Raw genomic sequence first — 21,908 nt, 5'->3', positions numbered from 1 at the left:
CCGCATAATGCTTTGCGGAGCGCTCTCCCGGCGTGGTTGGCTCGCGCCCATGACCTGGCTGCCCCCTGACTTCGTCCATCCGCTGCACGTCGCGATACCCGACGGTGGAGGCCACCGGCTGCGCCCGATCAGCGGTGCGGACGCGCCGCTGGACTACCCGGCGGTGATGGGCTCGCGGGAGCGGCTGTGGTCGATCTTCGGCCCTGCCTGGGCCTGGCCGCCGGCCACGATGTCGTACGAGGCGAACCTCGCCGATCTGGAGCGGCACGCCGCGGAGATCGAGGCTCACCAGTCGTTCAACTACACGATCGAGAACGCGGACCGCACGGCCTTGCGCGGGTGCGTCTACATCGACCCTCCGGAGAAGCAGGGGGCCGACGCCGAGATCTCGTGGTGGGTGGTGGACGACGAGGTGGGCGGTGCGCTCGAACGGGCGCTGAACGCGTTCGTACCGAACTGGATCGCCGAGGACTGGCCCTTCGACCGGCCGCGCTTCATCGGCCGGGACGTGACCTGGGACGAGTGGCTGAAGCTGCCCGACCGTCCCTGAGCGGAGCCGGGGCGTGGCGGGCGCCCGGGTGCCGGAACGGGTCAGCGGCCGTGCAGGCGGATGCGTGCCCAGGAGGTGTTGGCGTAGCCCTTGGGGTTCCACAGGGCGGCAGCGGATTCGGGCATGACGGCACCGGCGCAGTCCCACGCCCGGGCGACGATCTCCGCCTCGCCGACGGGCAGGTCCACGGTGGTGCGCCAGTGCTGCCACGCCCATGGCCCGCCGGCCCCGTCCACGCCGGCGCGGGTCCAGGTGCGGCCCGCGTCCGGTGAGACGTCGACCCGGGCGACCGTGCGTCCCTCGCCGGCCAGCGCGTATCCGGTGATCTCCACCGGGCCGTGCGGCAGCCGGGCGTCGTCGTCCGGGGACAGGATGGCGCAGTTCAGGACGGTCGGGCCAAGCGTGATGCCGTCCTCCGGGCCGGCCTGGTCCGGGTCGGCGTCGGCGGGCAGCAGCCGGTATGCCGTGGTCTGGAAGTAGCCGTCCGCGGGTGCGGTCCGTGCGGTGACCCGGGTGAGCCATTTGACGCTGCGGGCGCCGATCCAGCCGGGCACCACAGCCCGCAGCGGAGCTCCGTGGACGCGGGGCAGCGGAGCGTCGTTCATGGTCCAGGCGAGCAGGACCTCCGGCGCGAGGGCCTTGCCGAGTGGGATGGAGCCGGCGTAGGGCTGAGGCGGATCGGCCGACGGGGCGACGTCCGGGGCGTGGAAGGCGATGTGTGCGGCTTGCGACCGCAGACCGGCGTGGGCCAGGACGTCGGCCAGCCGCGCTCCGCGGAAACGGGCGGTCGAGGTGGCGCCCGGGCCCCACGGTGTCTCGCCCGGAATGTCACGGACTGCGATCAGCTCGGCCCGCCGGTTGCCCGCGCACTGCAGGGTCGCCGTCACCTCGACCTCGTCGAAGCGGTCCCACAGGTCCTCGAGCGACAAGCGCAGCGGCCTTGCCACCAGGCCGTCCACCTCGAGGTGCCACCCCGCCGGGTCGAGGTCGGGGACCGGGCCGTGGTTGCGGCTGTAGAAGGCGTCGAGGGGCGTGGTCAGGGCGCCGGCCAGTGCCGCCGGGGGTGGTTCGGCGTTGAACGGCTGCCGTTCGTGCACCACCATGTCGTCCCGCTTGCCCCAGATGCCCATACTTCGCGATTGTGCGCCTGTCTCCGGCACCCCGCCGCCCGGCTGCGCAGGGCCGGGGTGCCGGCATCCGAGGGCTCAGGCGCAGGACCAGGCCGACATCCCCTGCAGGTCGGCCAGGCGTTCGGCGACGGCGATCTGTTCCGCGCGGGTGGCCAGGTCCGCGCGCGGGGCGTACTCGAGTCCACCGGCCGCGACCCAGCTGGACTGGGTGAACTGCAGCCCGCCGTAGTGGCCGTTGCCGGTGTTCGCCTGCCAGTTGCCGCCGGATTCGCACGCGGCGATGGCGTCCCAGTCGGTACGCGGAGCCATCGGCGGCGAGGCCACCGCTTCGGTGGTCGTGCCGAGGGCAGCCGCCGCGACGATGATCACCAGGGCGGTGCGGATACGGCGCCCGGGCATCCTGTGCCCGGGGCCCGCATGAGCGTTTCCTCTGCGTGTCATAGGGAGACTGTTACTGCACCCGGCAGGGCGACGGCATGTCGGAGGTCCGCTTCTTACGCCGGCCGGGGGACGATCACCCCCGGCCTGTCGCCCCTTTCAGTGGCCGGTCACGACGCCCGAGAGTTCGTTGGTGCTCTCGGGCAGGGTCACCGAGGTGAGCTTCTCACCGGACTCGATGTCGACGGCGTGCAGCTTCCGCTTGCCCGGCTCCGAGACGTACGCGGTGTGGTCGCGGACGAAGAGGGTGGGCCGGGGCTGCTGCCAGTCGAGTGGCTCCTGCCACGCGTCGACGACGGTGATCTTCTTCTCGACCTTGCCCGTCCGCGGGTCGATGACGTGGAGGCTGCCGTCGGTGCCGAGGACGAGTGCCTCGCCGTGGGGTCCGCGCCCGAGGGAGCGGAAGGAGTAGCTGGTGCCGAGGTCGACCAGGCGCAGTTTCGCCGTTCCGGTGTCGATGAGGGAGATGCGGGTCGGCCGTTCGAGTTCGGCGTCCGGGTCGGTCTTGTAGTCGCCCAGGAGGACCGGGGAGGCGTCGCTGCCGGCCTGGTTGCCGATGCGGCCGTAGTCGTCGGGTGCGTCGACCTTGGTGAACTCGCCGTCCTTGTAGAGGAGTACACCGTCCTCGCAGCCGACCGCGACGGCCTCGCCCTGGGCCGCGGCTTCGCCGTGGACCCCGGGGCAGTTCTCGTTGCGGGCGATCTCCTTGTCGTCCTTGTCCAGGACGAGCGCGCCGGTGCGCTTCTCCTCGGTGCCCAGGGTGCTGAGGAGTTCGCCGTTGCTCAGCTCGATGGCGACTCCGTGGTGGGCTTCGGCGGAGGTGTAGGTGCGGCCCGGGGGCTTCGTGCCGCCGCTCAGGCCGGCGGGGTCGAAGACGTTGACCTCGCCGGTGCCGTCGGTGAAGAGCACGGTCTTTCCGGCGTGGCGGACGACGTGGCCGGGCTTGGCACCCGGGTAGGTGATGTCGGTGAGGGACTGCCCGGTGGCGTCGAGGATCCGGAAGCCGCTGGCGGTGGAGACGACGACGTGGTCGTCGTCTCCGGCGGGATTGACGCGGTTGAAGCCGGGCAGCTCGATGGTCCCGGCGAGTTCGAGGGTTTCGCCGTCCAGGATGTACAGGCCCCCGTCGAAGGTGGCGACCAGCGGGTTCTCGACCTGGGCGGCGCGTGCGGTGCCCGGCGTTCCCTTCGCCGCCTTCGCGTCGGACGATGCGCCGTCACCTCCCCCGCAGGCGGTGAGGACGACGGACACCGCGAGGGTGAGGGCCGTGCCGGTGAGGGCTCGGGCGCGTATCTGGCTGGTCACTTCGCGTGACTCCTTTCGGCCGCGTGTGTGCGGCGTCGGTGTGGTGAGTGGGGTGAGGGGTGGCCGGTCGTGCCGGTTCCGGCGCGGTGGGGCGGGTTCAGCCGGTGGTGAGGCCGTCGGTCATGGCGGTGGTGTTGGCGCGCATCATCCGCAGGTAGGTGTCGGCGCCCCCGCCCTTCGCGGTGAGCGATTCCGAGTACAGCTCGACGACCCGGATCCGGCCGCCCAGTTCGGTGCGCAGGACCTCGGCCAGTCGGGCCGGCTGGGAGGAGTCGGCGAACACCGTGCGTACCCCGGCCTCGCGCATGGCTTCGGTGAGCGAGCGCAGGTCGGAGGAGCTCGGCGAGGCGAGCGTGGTGCCGCTGGGGACGACCGCGCCGATCACCCGGAAGCCGAAGCGGTCGGCGAGGTAGCCGAAGACGTGGTGGTTGGTGACCAGCGCTCGCCCTTCCTCGGGGATGCGGTCGAAGGACTTCTCCATCCAGTCGGTGAGTCCGGCGAGTTGCTCGTCGTAGCGTGCGGCGTTGCGGCCGATCGCCTTCTCGTCCACGCCGTCCACGTTCTCGACCACCTCGTCGGCGATGAGACCGGCGGCTGCGCGCATGCGGTCGGGGTCGGTCCAGAAGTGCGGGTCGGGCTGCCCCGCCTCCTCCGCGGGGCCTCCGTCGGCCGGTTGCCGGAAGGTGAGGGGTTCGACCGCCTTGGCGACCTCGAAGGTGGCGACCCCGGACTCGGCGGCGGCCGCCACGTGTCGCAGTACGTTCTCCTCCAGGCCCAGCCCGTTGAAGACCACCAGGTCGGCGTTCTCGAGTTCCGCCGCCTGGACGGCCGACAGACCGAAGGAGTGCGGGTCGGCGTCGGGCTTCATCAGAACGGTGACGTGGGCCTGGTCGCCGACGACCTCCCGGGTGACGTCGCCGAGGATGTTGGTCGTCACCACGACCTGGGGCCGGTCGTCGTCGCGCGCGCAGGCGGTGGCCGTGGCCGCGCAGGCGAGGGCGACGAGGGTCCACAGCAGGCGGCGCAGCCGCTGAACGGTTCGCTTCGGTGTCGTCATCGCCCGGTCTCCACCATCAGTTCCGGTGTCATGTCGAGGCGGAAGGTGCGGGCGATGCGCAGGCCGTCGTTGTAGTCGATCTCGTACACACGCCTTCCCGCGGGGTCGTTGACGTAGGCACGGCTGCGGTCGACCTCGATGACGGGTCCGCTCCCGTCGGTGTCCGCCCGCCGCCGTTCGGCCAGGAGCCGCCCGGTGCGGGCCGTCCGCTCGCCGGTGGCGACGTCGTAGCCGTGCAGGGCCCCGTCGGTCTCCAGGACGAGCAGCGGGGAGCCCTCGCCCGCGGTGCCGGCGGCGATCACGGGGCCGGTCCTGACCCGGGTCCAGGTGCGCTCGGTGACGTCCAGTACCCACACGGCCCGGTCCCCGGCCGGCGCGGTGAGCGTGTCGCTCCCCGCACGGTGCCGGAAGGACGTCGCCCGTTCCTCCGGGGGCACCTCGGCGTCGTAGGGAATCCGCTCGACGGTGAAACGTCCGTCGTCCTCGCCGATCAGCACGGCACCGTCGGCGCAGCCGAAGACGACGCCGCGCCGGGTGACGGCGTCGCCCATCGGCTCCTCGCAGACGGCGTGCGGGGACGCGGCGCGCCGGCCCCCACGGTCGTGCACCGTGACTCGGGGCGCGTTCCTCCCGTCGTCGGTGACGCTCAGCAGGTGCTCCGCGTACGGCACCACCGGCCCGGCGTGTGTCCCGGGAAGGGCGCGGGCAGTGCCGACGCGGCCCTGCTCCAGTTCGGCGCGGCGGTGGACGACGGTCCGGCCGTCCCGACCGGTCACGGCGGTCACGGCGGTGTCGCTGCGGACGCGGGCGCCGGTACGGGCGGGCAGGCGGCCGACGTCGCGTATCGCGGCGCGGTAGTAGTGGACGTGATCGCCGTGGTCCACCGTCCAGGCGCCGCCGTCGAGGACGCGGGTGCCGTCCTCGGTGGGGAAGTAGCCGAAGCGGCCGTCCGTGGTCAGTTCCGCGGCGCCCGACGTCCGGGGTGCCTCGTGGGTCTCGCCGGTGATCAGGTCCAGTACCCGGGTGTCTCCGGTCGCCGGGTCGTTGAGCAGCAGCCGGGACTGCTGCTCGGCCGACTCCCGGGCTCCTTCCACATGGCCGTGGGGAGTGGCGGAGCCCTGACTCGCCCTCGGGGTGGGCGGGTTGTCGTGCTGTGCCGCGCAGCCGGCGGTGAGCAGCGCGAGTGCCACGAGCGCGGTCGGGGTTCCGGCGGTGATGGTGCTTCGGACGGGCAAGGACATCGGTTCAGGTCTTTCTCAGTCGGTCGCCGCCGGGCGGATGCCGGCCGGGCGTGCGTGGCGGTGGCGGATGCCGGACGCCAGGTGGGACAGGAAGAACAGGGCCACCGCCAGGGCCGAGACGGTCGCTCCGGCCGCGGTACCGAGGTGCCAGGACAGCAGCAGGCCGAAGAACGTGGCGGTCACGCCGAGCAGGGCTGCCAGCGCCATCACGCCCCGCACGCTCCGCGCCCAGGGCAGCGCGGCCGCCGGCGGTGCGATGAGCAGGCCCAGCACCAGCAGCGTTCCCACGATGTGGAAGGACGCCACGATGGCCAGCGCCAGCAGCCCCAGCAGGACGGCGTGGGCCAGGCGGGGACGCAGGCCCAGCGTCCGGGCCTTGCGGGCGTCGAACGCCAGGGCCACGAACGCGCGGTGGCCGAGGACCGAGACGGTGAGAGCGAGCGTCAGGGCCACGGCCAGCAGCATCAAGTCCTGTTCGCGGACGGCCAGTACGTCGCCGAAGAGGAATCCGGTCAGATCGACCGCGAAGGACTGCGAGCGCGACACGATGATGACGCCGAGCGACAGCATTCCCACGAAGAGCAGTCCGATGCCGGTGTCCTGGGACAGCTTCGGAGCGCGGCCGAGCGCGGTGACGCCGGCGGTCATGACGGCCGCGCTCAGCAGCGCCCCCACCAGCAGGTTGCCGCCGAACAGCGCGGCCAGCGCGACCCCGGGCAGCAGCCCGTGGGACATGGCGTCACCGAGGAAGGCCATTCCCCGGAGCACCACCCATGTGCCCGCCAGGGCGCAGATCGCCGAGACCAGCATCCCGCCCCACAGGGCGCGTTGCACGAAGGTCGCCTCGAAAGGGCCTGTCATCCACTCCATGGCAGCACACTACAATGACAATCATGTTCAATAAACCTCGCCTCTCCCCCGCCGCCCACGAGCGCCCGGCGTTCCGCATCCGCTTCGCCGGGCTTTCCGCGGGCTACGCCGGTCATCCGGTGCTCCATCAACTCACCGGTTCCATACCGGCGTCGGAGGTCACCGCACTGGTCGGGCCGAACGGCAGCGGGAAGTCCACCCTGCTCGGTGTGCTGGCCGGTGTGATCCGGCCCACGGCGGGCGAGCTGCGGGAGAACGGCAGCCGGCCGCCGGCCTTCGTCCCCCAGCGGAGCGCGGTCGGCGACGCGCTGCCGCTGACGGTCCGGCAGACCGTGGAAATGGGACGCTGGAGCGACCGCGGCCCCTGGCGCAGGCTGACCCGGCGGGACCGTGCCGTCGTGGACACGGCCCTGGACCGCCTGGGCATCGCCGGACTGGCGACGCGCCAACTGGGCGAGCTGTCCGGCGGGCAGCGGCAGCGGGTTCTCATCGCCCAGGGGCTCGCGCAGGAGTCGGACCTCCTCCTGCTGGACGAGCCGACCACCGGGCTGGACCCCGAAGCCAGGGAGCGCACGGCCGCGCTGCTGACCGGCCTGGTCGCCGAGGGCGTGACCGTCGTCCACGCCACCCACGATCTGGACGCCGCCCGCTCGGCCGGCACGTGCATCGTGCTCCGCGAAGGGCGCCTGGTGGGACAGGGGCTCCCGGAGCAGGTGCTCATCCCCTCGGCGCTCGCCCGGAATCGGCAACCGGCCTGAGGGACGGGCTCGGGAAGGGTCTCGGGGGCGACTGCCCGCGACCGGGCACCGACCAGGACGGCGAAGAGACCTTCGAGCCGGTCTCCGCTGCGGCTCCGCGGGGTGACGGCGGCGTCGGCCGGATTGCCACCGGGTGAACGGTGTGTCCGGGGAGGGCGGAGGCCCGGGCGGGCCGATGATGGCCGTCGGCGCGGCGCACGTTCACGAGGCGTCGCTCACGGAACCCGCCGGGCCGTCCGGTCATCCTCAACGACGGGTTCCCAGGGGAGGGTTCGAGCGGGTGGGTACGGACATGGACATCATCAGGCCGCTGGCGCAGACGCTGCGGGAGCATGCGCGGCGCCTCGGAGGCAAGGTCGCCTTCGAGGACGGTCGCACGCGGCTGACCTACGGGGAGCTGGACGTCAGGACCCGGCGGCTGGCCGGTCATGTCGCACGGCTGGGTGTGGCACGGGGCGAGCGGGTGGCGATCCTGCTGGGCAACCGTGTCGAGGCGGTCGAGAGCCTGCTCGCCGTCAGCCGGGCGAGCGGGGTGGGGGTGCCGCTGGACCCGGCCGGCTCCGGGGCGGAGCTGACCCGTCTGCTGGACGACTGCGGTGCGCGCCTGCTCATCACCGACGAGGCGCGGCTGGCCCGCCGGCCGGAGCTGCTGTCGCGCCCCGGGCTGACCGTGGTGGTGGCCGAGGGCGGCGAGGAGGACGGGAGCACCGGCACGCCGGTGGGCGGTGTGGTGCGGTACGAGGAACTGGCGGGCGCCGAGCCCGGGTTGCCGGCCCGCGACGACCTCGGGCCGGACGAGGTGGCCTGGCTGCTGTACACCTCCGGCTCCTCCGGCACTCCCAAGGGCGTCCTGTCCACTCTGCGCAACCGCCTCGCGCCGGTCGCCTCGGGGCTCGTCGGCGTCCTCGGCCTGTCGGAGCGGGACCGGCTGCTGTGGCCGCTGCCGCTCCACCACGCCATGAGTCAGGTGGTCTGTGTCCTCGGAGTGACGGTGACCGGCGCGAGCGCCGTGCTCCTGCCCCGGTTCTCGGTGGCGGGGGTCCTCGGCGAACTGCGCCGTACGGACGACCCCTGCACGCTCCTGGGAGGGGTGCCCACCACGTACTCGGCGCTGCTCGACGCGGTCCGCGCCGAGGAGGAACGGGAGGGGGCGGGCCGCGGGCTCGGGACGGCCGCGCTGCGCGGCTGCGTCAGCGCGGGCGCTCCGGCCGGGCCGGAGTTCCGCAGGTCCTTCGAGGCGGTCTGCCGCACCCCCTACCTGGAGCACTACGGCAGCACCGAGGCCGGTCCGGTCACCATGACGGCACCCGGCGACGGCGCAGCGGCCGCGTCGTGCGGCCGGGTCCTGCCCGGCACCCGGGTCCGGGTCGGGGGCGGCGCGGACGGACGGGACACCGGCGAGGGCGAGTTGTGGGTGAGCGGCCCCGGGGTCATGGCCGGCTACCACGGCAGGCCGGAGGCCACCGGCGCGGTGCTGCGCGACGGCTGGTTCCGCACGGGGGACCTGGCGAGGATCGAGGCGTCCGGCGACATCGTGATCACGGGCCGGGTGAGTGAGCTGATCGTCCGGGGCGGGGCGAACGTCCATCCCTCGGAGGTGGAGGCCGTACTGCGGCGGCTGCCGTCGGTGGCGGACGCCGCCGTGGCCGGGCGCCCCCATGCGGTGTTCGGCGAGGTGCCGGTCGGTTACCTGGTTCGCGAGCCGGGAGGCGGCGCACCGGACCGGGGGGCGGTCCTCGCCGCGTGCCGGGCCGAGCTGTCCGCTTTCAAGGTTCCCGCCGAACTGTACGAGGTGGACGGCATTCCCCGTACCGCCTCCGGGAAGGTGCGGCGCCACGCCCTCGCCGGTCTGCCCGCGCGTGCGCTGGGCGCGGGGGCGGCCGAGGAGCCGGGGGGAGACCTGTCGGCCCTGGTGCGGCGCGAGGCGGCGGCCGTGCTCGGTTGCGCGGCGGAGGCGGTGGAGCCCGCGACGGCACTGCGCGATCTGGGCATGGACTCGCTGGCCGCGACAGTGCTGCGGGAGCGCCTGTCGGCGGCGACCGGTCTGCCGCTCTCCGAGGCCGTCGCCTTCGACTTTCCCACGGCCGCCGCGCTCGCCGGCCATCTGCGTGCGCTGAGCGGCGAGGCACCCTCCGAGGCGGGCCCCGTGCACGGCGGCGTCGTCCGGCCGGACCACGACCCCGTGGTCATCGTGGGGATGGCCTGCCGCGCTCCCGGCGGGGTGAACTCCCCCGAGGAGCTGTGGCGGCTGGTGGCGGACGGGACGGACGCCATCGGGCCGTTCCCCACCGACCGGGGCTGGGACCTTCAGGCGCTGTACGACCCGGACCCCGCGCGGCCCGGCCGGACGTATGTGCGTGAGGGCGGCTTCCTGTCCGGCGTGGACCGCTTCGACCCCGGTTTCTTCGGCATCTCGCCCCGTGAGGCACTGGCGATGGACCCGCAGCACCGGCTGCTCCTCGAAGTGGCCTGGGAGGCCTTCGAGCACGCCGGTGTCGTTCCCCGCGCGCTGCGCGGCTCGCCGACCGGGGTGTACGTCGGCCTGATGTACAGCGACTACGCCCAGCGTCTGACACGGACGCCGGAGCAGGTCGAGGGCTACCTCGGCCTCGGCAGCGCCGGGAGTGTCGCGTCGGGGCGCATCGCCTACACGTTCGGTCTGCAGGGTCCGGCCCTCACGGTGGACACGGCGTGTTCGTCGTCCCTGGTGGCCCTGCATCTGGCGGCCCAGGCGCTGCGGCGGGGCGAGTGTTCCTACGCGCTGGCCGGCGGCGCCACGGTGATGTCCGGGCCCTCGTCGTTCGTGGAGTTCAGCCGGCAGCGGGCACTGGCCCCGGACGGCCGCTGCAAGGCGTTCTCCGCGTCCGCCGACGGCACGGGGTGGGCCGAGGGCGCCGGGATGCTGCTGCTGAGCCGGCTGTCCGAGGCACGGCGCGCCGGGCTGCCGGTGCTGGCCGTGGTGCGCGGCTCGGCGGTGAACCAGGACGGGGCGAGCAACGGCCTGACGGCACCGCACGGCCCGGCGCAGCAGCGGGTGATCCGGCGGGCCCTGGCGGACGCCGGGCTGTCCCCCGGGGACGTCGACGCGGTCGAGGCCCATGGCACGGGCACCCGGCTGGGCGATGTCATCGAGGCGGAGGCGTTCCTGGCGACCTACGGGCGCGAGGAGCGGGAGCGTCCGCTGCTGCTGGGGTCGGTGAAGTCGAACATCGGTCACACCCAGGCGGCCGCCGGGGTGACGGGCGTGATCAAGACGGTGCTGGCGATGACGCACGGGATGCTGCCGCGCACCCTGCACGCCGACGAGCCGGCCGGCCGGGTCGACTGGTCCTCGGGGCGGCTGGAGCTGCTGCGCCGGGCGGTGCCGTGGCCGAGGACGGACCGCCCGCGCCGGGCGGGGGTGTCCTCCTTCGGGATCAGCGGCACCAACGCCCATGTCCTGCTGGAGGAGCCCCCGGAGGATCCCGTGACGCCGCCGCGGGTGCCGGGGGCGGACGACGGGGCCGCAGGCGTCCGCGCCGGCGGACGGACGGTGCCGGTGGCCGCCGTCGCCGTACCCGTGTCGGCGAGGACCGGGCCCGGGCTGCGGGACCAGGCACGGAGGCTGTACGAGCGGGTGTCGGCCGATCCGGACGCGTCCCCGGTGGACATCGGGTACTCGCTCGCCACCACCCGGTCGGACTTCGGGCAGCGGGCCGTGGTGGTGGCACGGGACCGTGCGGAACTGCTCGACTCGCTGCGGGCGGTGGCGGACGGCACCGGCGGGCCGCGGGTACGGACGGGCACCTCCCGCCGGCAGGCCCCGCCGGCCGTCCTCTTCACCGGCCAGGGCAGTCAACGAGCCGGTATGGGGCGCGAGTTGTACGAGTCCCGGGACCTGCATGCGGCCTTCGCCCGGTCGTTCGACGAGAGCTGCGACCTGTTCGACCCCTTGCTTCCGGTGCCTCTGCGGGACGTCGTGTTCGCCGCCCCCGGCACCACCGGGGCCGTTCTTCTGCACTCGACCCGGTTCGCTCAGCCGGCCCTCTTCGCCCTGGAGACCGCCCTGTTCCGGCAGTTCGAGGCCTGGGGCGTACGCCCGGAGCTGGTGGCCGGGCACTCGGTGGGCGAGGTGACCGCGGCGCATGTCGCCGGGGTGCTCTCGCTCGCGGACGCCTGCACGCTGGTGGCGGCCCGCGGCCGGCTGATGGACGCCCTGCCGCCGGGTGGCGCGATGGCCGCCGTCGCCGCCGGTGAGAACGAGGTGGCCGCGGTGGCCGCCCGAATCGCCGGAACGGGGCGGGCGGTGGAGATCGCCGCCGTCAACGGGCCCGCGTCGGTGGTCGTCTCCGGCGACGAGGCCGCGGTGCGGGAGACCGTCGCCCACTTCCGCGAACGGGGCCGCTCCACCACACCGCTGCGGGTGAGCCACGCCTTCCACTCCGCGCGCATGGAGCCCGTGCTGTCCGAGTTCGCGGAGGTGCTGCGCAGTCTGACGTTCGCCCCGCCGCAGCTCGAGCTCGTCACGGCCCTGCCGGAACGGGCGGCCACCGACAAGGAGTTGTGCACGCCGGAGTTCTGGGCGGATCATGTCCGCCGCCCGGTCCGCTTCGCCGACTCGGTCGCGTACCTCCAGCAGCGCGGCGCGGCCCACTACGTCGAGCTGGGACCGGACGGGGTGCTCACCGGCCTGGTGCGAAGCTGCCTCACCTCGCCGGGACGGGCGCCGGGCGATGACCGGTCCCCGGCCGCGCTCGTCGTGCCGTCGCTGCGCGGGTCGAGGCCGGAGGCGGACGCCCTGACCGACACCCTCGCCGCTCTGCACAGCCAGGGGGTGCCGGTCGACTGGGGGGCCTGGTTCGCCGGGCGCGGCGGGCGGCGCGTCCCGCTGCCGACGTACGCCTTCCAGCGCCGCCGCCACTGGCTCGACGCCTCGCCGCCGGAAGCGTCCGTGGAGCCGCCCGGCCCCTCGGTCCATCCGCTGCTGTCGTCGCGCACGGCGACGGCCGACGACGACGGGCTGTTGCTGACGGGACGGCTGTCCGTGCCGGGCCGGCCCTGGCTGGCGGACCACACGGTGGCCGGGTCGGTGCTGCTGCCGGCGACCGCCTTCGTGGAGATGGCGCTGCACGCGGGCGCGTCGGTGGGCGCGCCCGTCCTGGAGGAACTCGTCCTCACCGCGCCTTCGCCGTTGCCCTCCCAGGGCACGGTGGAATTGCAGCTGAAGGTGTCGGGGCCGGACGGGACGGGGCGGCGGACCGTGCTCTTCCACACCCGGCCGCATCAGCCGGCCGGTGACCGGCCCTGGCGGCGGCATGCCTCCGGGACGCTCGCACCGGCGGACCGTGCGGCGGCCGTCACCGGCGCCGGGGGCGCGCCCTGGCCTCCGCCGGGTGCGGTGCCGCTGTCCGCCGCCCGCCCGGACGCCGGCCCGTACGAACTCCTCGCCGGGAGGGGCCTGGGCTACGGCCCCGCCTTCCGGGGTCTGCGCGCCGCCTGGGTGCTCGGGGAGGAGCTGTACGCCGAGGTCGCGCTTCCCGGGGCCGCGGACGCGGGGGACGAGAGCGGCCCGGGGTTCCTGATGCATCCCGCGCTGCTGGACGCCGCTCTGCACATCCTGGCGCTCACGGGCGGCACGGTGGACCCGGCGGCCGGGACGGACGGGGCCGAGGGCGGTGGGGTGTCCTTGCCGTTCGCGTTCGAAGGGGTGCGCCTGCACGCCCGCGGTGCGCGGCTGGTGCGGGTGCGGATCGCTCCCGGGCCGGACGGGCGGGCCGGGGTGGAGCTGACCGACGAGGCGGGCGCGCCGGTGGCGACGGTGGGCGCGCTGACGCTGCGGCCCCTTCCGGCCACGCCGGGCACGGCGGGACCCGCCGCCGGGGGCCTCCACCGGACGGCATGGGCGCCCCTGCCGGAGCCGCCGGCCCCCGCGCCGCCGCCCCGGTGGGGTGTGCTGGGCGCGGCCGGCGCCCGGCCGGTGGAGCTGCTCGCGCCCCCGGGGTCCGGCGTTCCGGTGTACGCCGACCCGGTCTCGGCGGGGGGCGGATCGCCGGCGGTGCTCGTGGCGCCGTTCCCGCCGCCTCCGGCGGCGGCCGACGGCGCGCGGGACCCGGGCGCGGGATCGCGCTGGGCGGCGCGGCACGCGCTGAAGCTGGTACGGGAGTGGCTCGCCGAACCGCGCCTCGCGGGTTCCCGTCTCGTCCTCGTCACCACCGGTGCCGCCGGCCCGGACGGCGGTGGGAGCGGTGACGAGACGGACGTACCGGCTCATGCGGCGGTGTGGGGACTGGTCCGTTCGGCGTCGCGGGAGAATCCGGGCCGTTTCGCCCTGGTCGACGTGGACGGCCACGCCGACTCCTGGCGCGTCCTGCCCTCCCTGCTGGCCGCTCCGGCACCCGAGACGGCCCTACGACGGGGGACGGTGTACGTACCGGAACTCGCGCCAGTGGCCCCGGCGGCAACGGAACGGCGGCCCCGGCTCGATCCGGAAGGCACCGTGCTGATCACCGGCGGCACCGGTTCACTGGGCATGCTGGTCGCCCGGCACCTGGTCGCCGCCCACGGCGTGAGGCATCTGCTGCTCATCGGCCGGCGCGGTCCCAGCGCGCCGGGTGTCGCGGAACTCGTCGCCGAACTGGGCGAGTCGGGTGCGCGGGTCACCGTCCGGGCGGTGGACGTCACGGACCGGACGGCGCTCGCCGCCCTGCTGGACTCCGTACCGGCGGCCCATCCGCTGACGGGGGTGGTGCACAGTGCGGCGGTGCTGGACGACGGCATCGTCCCGGCGCTCACGGAGGAGCGTCTGGAGCGGGTGCTGCGGCCCAAGGCGGACGCCGCTCTCGCCCTGCACGAGCTGACCCGGGACCGCGAGTTGGCGATGTTCGCGTTGTTCTCCTCGGTGGCGGGCACCTTCGGTTCCGCCGGTCAGGCCAACTACGCGGCGGCCAACTGCGTGCTGGACGCGCTGGCCCGTCATCGCGGTCGGCTCGGGCTGCCCGGTACGTCCATCGCCTGGGGGCCCTGGCAGCAGGACGACGGCATGACGGCCCACCTCGGCGACACGGACCTGCGGCGGATGGCCCGCTCCGGCTTCACCCCGCTGGCGGCGGAGGAGGGCCTGGCGCTCTTCGACGCGGCCGTGGCGGGTGACGACCCGGTGGTGGTGGCGGCCCGTCTCGACGCGGCGGTCCTGAGCGGTGGTGAACCGGTGCCGGGCCCGGAACGGGCGGCCGGTTCCGGCGGGGGCGGTGATCCGTTCGCCCGGCGGCTGGCGGCCGCTCCCCCCGAGGAGCGCGGCGCGCTGCTGCTCGCGGAGGTCCGGTCCCGGGCGGCCTCGGTCCTGGGGCACCCGGAGGGGGCCGGCGCGATCGACGGGGACGACCTGCTGGCGGACCTGGGGCTCGATTCCCTGGCGGCGGTCGATCTGCGCAACCTGCTCGCCGGGGTGACGGGGCTGGCGCTGCCGTCCACGCTGCTGTTCGACTTCCCGACGCCGCGGGCGGTCGCCGCCGAACTGTCGGACCGGTACACGCGGGAGGCGGCTCCGGCCGGCTCGTCCGACGCCGCGGGCGGCCACCCTCAGGACGACTCCGGCCCTCCCGCGGACGGTGATGTCGGCGGCGGTCCCGGCACGCCCGGGGCTTCGGGTGCCGCGGACCGCGCCGGCGCCCGGCCGGACGACGGCGTTCCGGATTCCCTGGGGGAGCTCTTCCGGACCGCCTGCGCCCGGGGCCGTACCTGGGACGGCATGGTGCTCCTCACCGTCGCCGCGCGTCTGCGCCCGGTCTTCGACGACGCCGGGGCGCCCGCTGCGGCGCTCACACCCGTCACGCTCGCGCGGGGCGGTACGGACAGGGCCCGGCTGATCTGCTTCCCCGCCCTCAGCGCCCTCTCCGGCCCCCAGGAGTACGCGCGCTTCGGCGCCGGGCTGCGGGGCCTGCGGTCCGTCTCGGCGATGCGGTATCCGGGGTTCGCACCCGGGCAAGCGCTGCCGGGCACGCTGGACGCCCTCGTCACCGCGCAGACCGCGGCCGTCCGTACGCTCGCCGACGGCCGACCACCGGTGCTGCTCGGCCGCTCGGCCGGGGGCTGGGTGGCGCAGGCCGTGGCCGAACGGCTGGCGGCCGAGGGCTGCGCACCGGCCGCGGTCGTCCTGGTGGACACCTATCCGAGCGGTACGGGCGACCGTGCGGAGGCGCTCTCCGCGATGACGTCGGACATGCTGCTCCGGGCGGCGGAGTTCTCCCCGGCCGATCACCACCGGCTCACCGCCATGGCCGGGTACCTCGACCTGTTCGCCGGCCGGCGGCCCGAGCGGCTCGCCGCCCCGACGCTGTTCGTCCGGGCCCGGGACCCGCTGCCCGGTGTGGAAGCCGCCCCGTCGTGGAACCTGCCGCACACCGAAGTCACCGTGCCGGGCGACCACTTCACCGTCCTGGAGGAACACGCCCGTACAACCGCGCTCACCGTCCACGAATGGCTGACCAGTTGATCGGCGTCGGTCCCGCGCGGCCCGGCGGTACGCTGTCCGCCGACACGGCCGGGCACGGTTCACGGGCGCGAACCGCCCGGCGCCGGAGGGGATTTCATTTGGGCGCGGCGACTCGGCCGGAGGAACGGGGAGTGACGGTTGGCTGACGACACGGCCGGGACCTCCGGCCCGTCCTGGGTGCTGCCCCTGTCCGGCCGGTACCGGCGCGCCGTGGCCGTGGCGTGCGACGTGGGGCTCGTCCTGGTGGTCGTGACGGCGGCGAACCAGTACGGCGCCGACTACGACCTCGTCGTGGGCGGCCTGATGGGGCTGTGCCTGCCGGCGCGTCGGCGCTTCCCCGGCACGGTGCTGGCGGCGGTCCTGGTGCTCGCCGCGGTCCAGTTCGCGCTGCACGATCTGCCCGGTACGGAGCTGGCGTCAGCACCGGCCGCGTACGACGTCGCCGTGCTGTTCGCGATGATGTCGGTGGTCCACCACTCCCCCGTCCCCTGGATGCCGTACGCGGCGGGCGCCGCGGTACTGGCGGCCACGGCGGCCGGGGCGGTGGGGGTGCCCGGCACGGGTGTCGAACCGTTCCTGGGCTCCGTCGAGGACCTTCTGGTGTTCTGGGGGCTGACGGTCATGGTGTGGCTGACCGCCTTCTCCCTGCACGCCCGGCGGCTCTACGCCGAGAGCCAGGCGTCCCGTGCCCGGCAGGCCGAGCGGGAACGGGAACACCTGGTCCGGCTGGCCGCCGCCGAGGAGCGGGCCGAGATCGCCCGTGAACTGCACGACGTGGTGGCGCACAGCCTCGCCGTGATGACCCTTCAGGCCGACGGCGCCGGGTACGCGCTGCGGACCTCGCCCGACACGGCGGCGGCCGCGCTGGAGGCGATCGCCGCCACCGGGCGGGACGCGATCGACGACATGCACCGCATCGTCCGGGTGCTGCGCGGCGGTGACCAGGACCCCGCCGGGGCGGGTCCCGAACGGCGTCCGGTCACCCTCGGGGAGATCCCCACGGCCGCCGCACGCGCCCGGGCCGCCGGGCTGTCCGTGGACGTGTCCGTCGACGTCGGTGAAGGGCGGCTGACGGCCGCGGAGGAGATGACGGCCTTCCGGATCGTTCAGGAATGTCTCACCAACGTGCTCCGCCACGCCGGAGCCGGCGCGGAGGTCGGGATCCGGCTGTGGGAGGAACGGGGCACACTGCTGATCACCGTGGTCGACGACGGAGCGGGCAGGCTCGCCGGCGGCGGTGGTGGCGACGGCGGTGGCGCGCGCTCCGGGGGGAACGGACTCGTGGGCATGCGGGAGCGGGTGGAGATCGCCGGTGGCAGCTTCGAGGCCGGCCCCCGGCTCGGCAGTGGATGGCAGGTACGTGCTCGGATCCCGACAAGGAAGAACGATGACGCAGGAAAACGGACCGATCCGGGTGGTCGTGGTTGACGACCAGCCCCTGATCAGAGCCGGCTTCTCGATGGTGCTGGCCGCCCAGGACGACATCGACGTCGTCGGTGAGGCGGAGAACGGGGCCGACGCCCTCGACCTGGTGCGGACGGCCGGGGCGGATGTCGTCATCATGGACATCCGGATGCCGGTGATGGACGGCATCCAGGCCACGGAGCGGCTGATGCGGCGGGACGACCCGCCCCGGGTCCTGGTGCTGACCACCTTCGACAACGACGACGACGCGTTCGCGGCGCTGCGGGCCGGCGCGAGCGGGTTCCTGCTGAAGAACACCCCGGCGGCGGAGGTCGTGAGTGCCATCCGCACCGTGGCCGCCGGGGAGTCGGTGGTGGCGCCGCGCATCACCCGGCTGCTCCTGGACCGGGTCGTGGACCGGCTGGAGCCCTCGACCGGTCAGGCCGAACGGCTGGGCGGTCTCACCTCCCGCGAGCGGGACGTCCTCGCCCTGGTCGCCCGGGGGCTGTCCAACGCCGAGATAGCGGCGGACCTGCACGTGGCGCAGGCCACGGTCAAGTCGCACCTGGGGAATCTCATGGCGAAACTGCATCTGCGCGACCGTGCGCAGGCGGTCGTGTTCGCCTACGAATCGGGGCTGGTCCGTCCCTCGGGGTGAGGCCTGGGCGGGGACCGCGCCGGGCGTCTCTCCCCCCTGGGGTGCAGAAGCCGCGCCGGTTCCTGCCCCCACGGGTGCAGGGACGCCCCGGCCGGCGAGGGCAGATCCGCGGTGCGCGGATTCAGATCGGTGGCCGATGTGCGGGACGGCCCGGGACTCCAGGATTCTCAGTGTCGCCGACCGGCGGCGGAGGATCTCCAGGAGGACATGATGGACACCGTTCCCGCACGGAAGAGCGGCAGCCGCAAGCGGATCGTCATCGGCGCGGTGACGGCCGCGGTCGCCGTGGCCCTGGCCGTCGGGGCGGGCTACTGGTGGAGCGAACGGGACCGGCCCAGCCAGGCGTCCGCCGCGGACTGCAGGCTGGCTCAGCGCATCACCACCGAGGCGCGCGAGATCGCCTCGGGCCCGCCGGCGGACGCCGAGCGGTGGGCGCGGGAGACCGCCACCGAGCGCCGCACGGCGATGAAGGACGGGTACCTCGGCTTCAACGTCGCCCAGTACGAGGCCTGGGCGGTCCTGACGGCCCAGAAGTCCCCCGAGGCGCCGTCCGCCAAGGACGTGCGGAACCTCCAGGGCAAGGCGCAGCAGCACTGCGCACAGGCCGGTGTCACCGTGTCCATGCCGCCCTTCGGCTCCTGACCGCCGGAACGCGAGGGGTGTCACCCATGACCGCGCACACCACCGCGCCCGCCGCGCGCGAGCACACACCGGACGACGTCATCACCACCGCCGCCGTCGTCAAGACCTACGGCCGGGGCACCGCCGAAGTCCGTGCCCTGGACGGGGTGTCGGTCGGCATCCCGCGCGCCCGGTTCACCGCCGTCGTCGGCCCGTCGGGGTCGGGCAAGTCGACGCTGATGCACTGCATGGCCGGGCTGGACACCGTCACCTCCGGCAGCATCGTCCTGGACGGGGCGGAGATCACCGGTCTGTCCGACCGGGCGCTCACCCGTCTGCGCCGGCAGCGCATCGGGTTCGTCTTCCAGTCGTTCAACCTGCTGCCCCAGCTGACCGCCCTCGAGAACATCGTGCTGCCGGTCACCATGGCAGGCGGGCGCCCCGACCGGGATCTGGTCGACCATCTCGTCGGCGTCCTCGGGCTCGCCCGTCGGCTGTCGCACCGGCCGGCCGAACTGTCCGGCGGACAGCAGCAGCGGGTGGCCGTGGCGCGGGCGCTGGTGGCCCGGCCGGCCGTGGTGTTCGCCGACGAACCCACCGGCAACCTGGACTCCCGCTCGGGCGCCGAAGTGCTGTCGTTCCTGCGGCGGTCCGTCGACGACCTCGGCCAGTCGGTCGTCATGGTCACCCACGATCCGGCCGCCGCACGGTACGCGGACCGCGTGCTCACCCTCGCGGACGGCTCCGTCGTAGAGGACCGGCACGGCGCGGCCGCCGGACGCGGGGCCACCGCCCTCGGCCCGCTCCCGGCCGGGAGGCCCGGGTGAGTACCTCGTGGCGCGCCACCGTCCTGGGTTCCCAGGTGGCCGAGTTGCTCCGCCGGCCCGGCCGGTCCCTGGCGACCGGGCTCTCGCTGTGGATCGCGGCGTTCGCCGTGTTCGGAGCCGTCACGGCCCAGCAGATCCTCGCCGCGACCGTCGTCGAGCGGTTCCGCGGCACGCCCGAGGCCACGTCGCTGGTGGTGACCTCGACCGCCGAGAACGGCATCACCGACGCCGGGCTCCGTGCGATCAGGGAACTGCCGTCCGTCGCCGAGGCCGTCGCCCGGTTCGACGAGGGCGCCCCGCTGGGCGGCAGTGCCGTCGAACGCTATCTGCGTCTGACCGCGGACCCGGGTACGGGTCCGCTGGCGACGGTCCGGCTGGTCGAGGGTTCCTACCCAGACGCTCCGGGCCGGCTCGCCGTCGACGAGGAGGCGGCGAGGGACTACGGTCTCGAACCCGGATCGTCACTGACGCTGCTGCGGCCCGACCCGCGCGACCCCGACCGCACCCGGCCCGTCACGGTCGAGGTCAGCGGCATCGTGCACAGCACGGCGACCGACGCGGGGCAGCCGACGGGCTACGCCCGCGGTCCGCACCTGGCCCGTTTCCTGGGCCTGCCGGGCAGTCCCCGGGTCGACGTCCGCACCGGCTCCGGGGCCGGGCTCCCGGACCTGGCGACGCGGATCCGGCAGGCCGTGCCCGGAGCGGAGGTGCGGCCGGCGGACGAGGTGCGCGAGGAGGAGGCCCGCGCGGCGGTGGCCGAGGCGGGTGACATGCTGGACCTGGTCTCCGTCTTCCTCGGCGTCGCCGTGGGCGCGGCCGTTCTCGTGGCCACCTCCACCTTCCGTATCGTCTTCGCCCGGCGCGTACGCCAGCTGGCGCTGCTGCGCGCCATCGGGGCGTCCTCGCGCCGGCTGGCCGCGGCGCTCGTCGTCGAAGGGGCCGCGGTCGGTCTGCTCGCCGGTGCGGCCGGGGTGTCGGCCGCCTGGGGCTGCGGACGGCTCGCCGCTCCGGTCGCCGGGCGGTTCGGGCACCAGTTGTCCGCTTCCCCGCACTTCCCCTGGGGACCGGCCGTGCTCACCGTTCTCGGGACCGGCCTGCTGGCGGTCCTGGCGGTTCTGGCGCCGTCGCTGACCGCCGCGCGGGTCTCTCCGCTGCACGCCCTGCGGATCGCCGCGTCGGGCGAGAGCCGGCCGGCGGGGACCGCCGGACGGATCCTGCTGGGTCTGCTGTGCGCGGCGGGGGCGGTGTTCCTCGCCCATGAGCAGTACGGCGGTCTGCCGGAGCCGGGGGACGGCGACTACGACCGGTTCGCCGCGCTGGCCGGGGTGGTGCTCTCGGGCGGGCTGGCGTTCCTGTCCCTGATCGCGCTGGGTCCCTATGCCGTCCGGCCGGTCCTGTCGGCCGTCGCCGTGCCGCTGCGCCGCCTCGGCGCGGTCGGCCGTCTCGCCGTCGCGGGGGTGGGGGGCGCGCCGGGCAGGGCGGCCTCCGTCTCGGTCGTCGTGGCCCTCGGCGTCTGTCTGGTCGGCGCCACCCTGACCTGTCTCGCCTCCTTGGAGGCCCACGACCGTTACCGGCGGGCGGTCGCGGCTCCGGCCGACTTCTCGCTGACCGACGGCGAGGGCGGGCCGCTGGCCGCGTCGCTGGTCTCGGGTCTGAAGTCACGACCCGAACTGACGGACGTGACCGCCTTCCGGACGGCGGAGCTCACCGAGGGCCCTCGCACCGTCACGGTCTCCGATCTCGATCCGGGCGCCGTAGGCTCCGGTACGGAACTGACCGCTCGTACGGGGTCCCTCGACCGCCTCGGTCCTTCCCGGGTCGTCGTCGACGCCGAGCACGCCCACGCGCTCGGGGTGCGGGCGGGCGACCGTGTGACCCTGCGGTTCGAGGGGCGCCCGGCCGACTTCACCGTCGCCGCGACGCTGCCGGGAGCCGGTCCCCATGGCGCGGGGTTCCTCATGACCGCCGGGGATCTGACCCGCATGGGGGTGGACGCCGCTCCCACGGTGGTGGTCGCCGATGCCGCGGCGTCCGGCCCCGGGGGACGGGCACGCGCCGAGCGGGCCATCACCGACGCGGTGGACGGCCGGGCCGCCGGCGGCGGTCAAGTCGTCGCCGAGGGGCTGGGCGGGGCGGAAGGTGGGTCGGACGATCTGCGGACGATGGCCACGACAGTGATCATGCTGCTGGGTCTGACCGTTGTCGTGGCGGTCGCCGGGGTCGCGACCACGGCGGGCCTCACCGTGGTCGAACGCACGCGTGAGTTCGGCCTGTTGCGGGCTCTCGGACTCGGCGGAGCGGCCGTGCACCGCATGATCACGCTGGAATGCGCGCTCTACGGCGTGCTCGGCGGAATCCTGGGTCTGGCGCTGGGTCTCCCCTACGCGTGGCTGGTGGTTCGCATCGCCGAGGTGAGCGCCCCGTTCAGTGTTCCCGCGGGGCAGCTCGCGGTGGTCTTCACCGGCCTGGTCGTGCTGACCGCGGGTGCGGGGACGCTGCCGGCCCTCCGTGCCTCGCGCACCTCGCCGGTCACCGCCGTCGCCCGGGCCGAGTAGGCGATCGCTGGACGCGGTCGGGCC

General features: G+C 74.6%; 14 protein-coding genes. 8 read left to right on the top strand and 6 right to left on the bottom strand.

The genetic code is table 11. The features are described from left to right. Positions 1 to 49: 49 nt before the first annotated feature. Complete coding sequence (locus tag ACZ434_RS20505; RefSeq protein WP_468457772.1) at positions 50 to 550, top strand: N-acetyltransferase; 501 nt, start codon at positions 50 to 52, stop codon at positions 548 to 550. Positions 551 to 591: 41 nt separating this feature from the next. On the opposite strand, the gene ACZ434_RS20500 is transcribed toward ACZ434_RS20505, so the two are convergent. The 6 genes from ACZ434_RS20500 to aztB form a co-directional block, all read right to left on the bottom strand. Further along, complete coding sequence (locus ACZ434_RS20500) at positions 592 to 1,680, bottom strand: sulfite oxidase (protein WP_468457769.1); 1,089 nt, start codon at positions 1,678 to 1,680, stop codon at positions 592 to 594. Between the two features lie 75 nt (positions 1,681 to 1,755). Further along, entirely contained in the window at positions 1,756 to 2,121 is a 366-nt protein-coding gene (locus ACZ434_RS20495; protein ID WP_468457767.1) for a transglycosylase family protein, read from the bottom strand. A gap of 96 nt (positions 2,122 to 2,217) precedes the next feature. Then, positions 2,218 to 3,423 (bottom strand): zinc metallochaperone AztD, encoded by a 1,206-nt coding sequence (gene aztD, locus ACZ434_RS20490; RefSeq protein ID WP_468457765.1) that lies wholly within the window; start codon positions 3,421 to 3,423, stop codon positions 2,218 to 2,220. Positions 3,424 to 3,520: 97 nt separating this feature from the next. Next, on the bottom strand, positions 3,521 to 4,480 hold the full coding sequence (gene aztC, locus ACZ434_RS20485; RefSeq protein WP_468457763.1) for a zinc ABC transporter substrate-binding protein AztC: 960 nt from the start codon (positions 4,478 to 4,480) through the stop codon (positions 3,521 to 3,523). Then, the gene (locus ACZ434_RS20480) at positions 4,477 to 5,721 is read right to left on the bottom strand and encodes a hypothetical protein (RefSeq protein WP_468457761.1); all 1,245 of its coding nucleotides are present in this window, start codon (positions 5,719 to 5,721) and stop codon (positions 4,477 to 4,479) included. The genes aztC and ACZ434_RS20480 overlap by 4 nt, the downstream gene beginning before the upstream one ends. Before the next feature lie 15 nt (positions 5,722 to 5,736). Then, positions 5,737 to 6,591 carry a zinc ABC transporter permease AztB gene (gene aztB, locus ACZ434_RS20475; protein WP_468457759.1) on the bottom strand — a complete coding sequence of 285 codons (855 nt, stop codon included), beginning with the start codon at positions 6,589 to 6,591 and terminating at the stop codon, positions 5,737 to 5,739. Positions 6,592 to 6,605: 14 nt separating this feature from the next. Here aztB and aztA point away from each other — a divergent pair, with 14 nt between their 5' ends. The 7 genes from aztA to ACZ434_RS20440 all read left to right on the top strand — a co-directional run bounded on the left by aztA (position 6,606) and on the right by ACZ434_RS20440 (position 21,884). Then, complete coding sequence (gene aztA, locus ACZ434_RS20470) at positions 6,606 to 7,349, top strand: zinc ABC transporter ATP-binding protein AztA (protein WP_468457757.1); 744 nt, start codon at positions 6,606 to 6,608, stop codon at positions 7,347 to 7,349. Between the two features lie 292 nt (positions 7,350 to 7,641). Further along, entirely contained in the window at positions 7,642 to 15,819 is an 8,178-nt protein-coding gene (locus tag ACZ434_RS20465) for a type I polyketide synthase (RefSeq protein WP_468457755.1), read from the top strand. A 138-nt stretch (positions 15,820 to 15,957) separates the two neighbouring features. Next, the gene (locus ACZ434_RS20460) at positions 15,958 to 17,247 is read left to right on the top strand and encodes a sensor histidine kinase (protein ID WP_468457753.1); all 1,290 of its coding nucleotides are present in this window, start codon (positions 15,958 to 15,960) and stop codon (positions 17,245 to 17,247) included. Beyond that, a complete protein-coding gene (locus tag ACZ434_RS20455; RefSeq protein ID WP_468457750.1) occupies positions 17,207 to 17,881 on the top strand; it encodes a response regulator in 675 nt (224 codons plus the stop codon). The genes ACZ434_RS20460 and ACZ434_RS20455 overlap by 41 nt, the downstream gene beginning before the upstream one ends. A 207-nt stretch (positions 17,882 to 18,088) precedes the next feature. Next, entirely contained in the window at positions 18,089 to 18,523 is a 435-nt protein-coding gene (locus ACZ434_RS20450) for a hypothetical protein (protein WP_468457748.1), read from the top strand. A gap of 26 nt (positions 18,524 to 18,549) precedes the next feature. After that, positions 18,550 to 19,329 carry an ABC transporter ATP-binding protein gene (locus tag ACZ434_RS20445; RefSeq protein ID WP_468457746.1) on the top strand — a complete coding sequence of 260 codons (780 nt, stop codon included), beginning with the start codon at positions 18,550 to 18,552 and terminating at the stop codon, positions 19,327 to 19,329. Further along, positions 19,326 to 21,884, top strand: a complete 2,559-nt coding sequence (locus tag ACZ434_RS20440) for an ABC transporter permease (protein WP_468457744.1) — start codon at positions 19,326 to 19,328, stop codon at positions 21,882 to 21,884. Before ACZ434_RS20445 ends, ACZ434_RS20440 begins: the two co-directional genes overlap by 4 nt. Positions 21,885 to 21,908 lie beyond the last annotated feature (24 nt).

The sequence above is a fragment of the Streptomyces sp. NPDC030893 genome, assembly GCF_055571535.1.
The sequence above is the reverse complement of the archived record's forward strand: the minus strand, read 5'-3'. Positions and strand labels throughout refer to the sequence as shown.

Excerpts from the sequence above, each read along its gene's own strand:
- ACZ434_RS20455 (WP_468457750.1), top strand. The coding sequence starts at position 17,207 with ATGACGCAGGAAAACGGACCGATCCGGGTGGTCGTGGTTGACGACCAG.
- ACZ434_RS20445 (WP_468457746.1), top strand. The coding sequence starts at position 18,550 with ATGACCGCGCACACCACCGCGCCCGCCGCGCGCGAGCACACACCGGAC.
- aztA (WP_468457757.1), top strand. The coding sequence starts at position 6,606 with ATGACAATCATGTTCAATAAACCTCGCCTCTCCCCCGCCGCCCACGAG.
- ACZ434_RS20480 (WP_468457761.1), bottom strand. The coding sequence starts at position 5,721 with ATGTCCTTGCCCGTCCGAAGCACCATCACCGCCGGAACCCCGACCGCG.
- ACZ434_RS20505 (WP_468457772.1), top strand. The coding sequence starts at position 50 with ATGACCTGGCTGCCCCCTGACTTCGTCCATCCGCTGCACGTCGCGATA.
- aztB (WP_468457759.1), bottom strand. The coding sequence starts at position 6,591 with ATGGAGTGGATGACAGGCCCTTTCGAGGCGACCTTCGTGCAACGCGCC.
- ACZ434_RS20495 (WP_468457767.1), bottom strand. The coding sequence starts at position 2,121 with ATGACACGCAGAGGAAACGCTCATGCGGGCCCCGGGCACAGGATGCCC.
- ACZ434_RS20450 (WP_468457748.1), top strand. The coding sequence starts at position 18,089 with ATGATGGACACCGTTCCCGCACGGAAGAGCGGCAGCCGCAAGCGGATC.
- ACZ434_RS20465 (WP_468457755.1), top strand. The coding sequence starts at position 7,642 with ATGGACATCATCAGGCCGCTGGCGCAGACGCTGCGGGAGCATGCGCGG.
- aztC (WP_468457763.1), bottom strand. The coding sequence starts at position 4,480 with ATGACGACACCGAAGCGAACCGTTCAGCGGCTGCGCCGCCTGCTGTGG.
- ACZ434_RS20500 (WP_468457769.1), bottom strand. The coding sequence starts at position 1,680 with ATGGGCATCTGGGGCAAGCGGGACGACATGGTGGTGCACGAACGGCAG.